Here is a 1,748-nt window from a genome sequence, read left to right on the forward strand (position 1 = left end):
GGAGGTCGGTAAATAATACTTCGTAATTGATAAAGTAAGGTAAAAGTTTAATCGATTCTTTTGATCTTGGGTGGCTCTCTCGGCCAGTAAAACCTATGTCGACGTCTCCTCGAATGATCGCCTCAATTGAGTCATAGTCCCAGTTGTGAACTTTGACTTTAGCGTCTGGATACTGCTGAAATATTTGCTGTGTAAGTTGATTAAACATCGTCAGCAGCAATGGCGATTCCATGGCAAGATTAAAGCGCACACCGTTAGGGATCTCATCGCCGCGTTTGGCGAGTATTTGACTGCTGACTTGTAACCAGTCAGCCAGTTCTTGTTCCATACTGATGGCGAGCGACGTTGGACTAAATCCATGAGGTGTTTTTATAAACAAAGGATCGTCAAACCATTCTCGTAACTTGCTTAGAGATTTGCTCACCGTTGACGGTGTCACGTTCAGTTTTTTTGCTGTTTTGGTGACGCTGAGCTCCTGTAGTAACAGTTGCAGAGTGATCAGCAAGTTTAGATCAAGGCGTGCTAATGATTTCTTCATTGGAAATACTCGGCAGTGGTGGGGGAATGAATAATATTAAAACAGCGCTGATAACACCACCCATTAGCAAGATTAATATCAGCATATTCAATGCACTTATACCAAGCAAGCCTAATAGCCAAATATACAAAGCTGAACTGCAAATTTGAGCCACTCCGAGCATAGAACTGGCGACACCCGCTCGATAACGATAGGGGCTAAGCGCTTGACTCATTACCACACCAAACCCAATTGAAAATCCTGCACAGATAAGACTAAAACCAAATAGGCTAATAATTTGGCTGTCGCCACTTAACTGGGTTAACCCGAGGATGGCTGCGGCAGCGACAAACAGTATTTGCGATACCAGCATTAAAGTACCTTGTTTGATATATGACAACGCCAGTGGCATAGCAAATGAGGTAAGCATACTAACAAGTGCCGTTAGTGCCATCGCAATTGAATACTCGCCGCGACTAAAGCCCATGGTATTCATGATCAGCATTGGCGATACATTTACAAACGTAAGAATTGCTGTGACTGCAATGGAACTGATGAGTAATCTACTTAAAAAGAATCGTTGGTAAAATGATTCTGCCGCTATTGTGGATTGGGTTATGGGATGGGTTGTCGATTGAGAGCTTGAATCGACGTTTAGCGCTAAATTATCCATTGAAGATTGGCGTGTAGTATTGGTTTCTTTTAAAACAAATACTGATATTAAACACACCATTCCGCCCATAGCCGCCATGGTGATGAACAGACTTGGCCATGGAAAGCTAAGCATGATCAAATGGCCAATCACCGGGGCGATAACGGGCATTATGCAGGTTATCCCATTGACCATAGATAATACTTTTGCTCTGCGTTTATCGTCCAACTTGTCACGCAAAATAGCAAAGGCGACCACGTAGCAACTGCCTGCGCCAATACCTTGTATAAAGCGGACGATTAAAAAAGATTGGCTGTTTTCTACTGTGCTGCCCATGAACGAAGCTAATGTAAAAATAATAGCGCCAGTAATTGCTATGGGTCGTCTGCCGATAACGTCCGATAATTTACCGGCAAATACCATCGTTGTGGCCATACCCGCTAAATACACAGAAAAAGCGATATGGAGTTGTGACTCACTTGCACCTAAGTCTTTGGCTATTTGTGGTAAACCAACCAAGTAAAGATCAATTGCAGTGGGATAAAGCAGAACCAGCGCGAAGCTACACAGTATAAATCT

2 protein-coding genes are annotated in these 1,748 nt (G+C 43.1%); both read right to left on the reverse strand.

Annotated elements, in window-relative coordinates; translation table 11 throughout:
- Positions 1-538 (reverse strand): HTH-type transcriptional regulator YidZ (yidZ, locus tag CXF78_RS16435; protein ID WP_102037380.1); only part of this gene is annotated, 538 nt, incomplete at its 3' end.
- Positions 513-1,748, reverse strand: a 1,236-nt coding sequence (locus CXF78_RS16440; protein WP_102037381.1) for an MFS transporter, incomplete at its 5' end; no start/stop codon positions are given. The genes yidZ and CXF78_RS16440, both read right to left, overlap by 26 nt.

The sequence above is a fragment of the Shewanella sp. 11B5 genome (genome assembly GCF_002836795.1).
In the GTDB taxonomy this organism is placed as follows: Bacteria; Pseudomonadota; Gammaproteobacteria; order Enterobacterales; family Shewanellaceae; genus Shewanella; species Shewanella frigidimarina.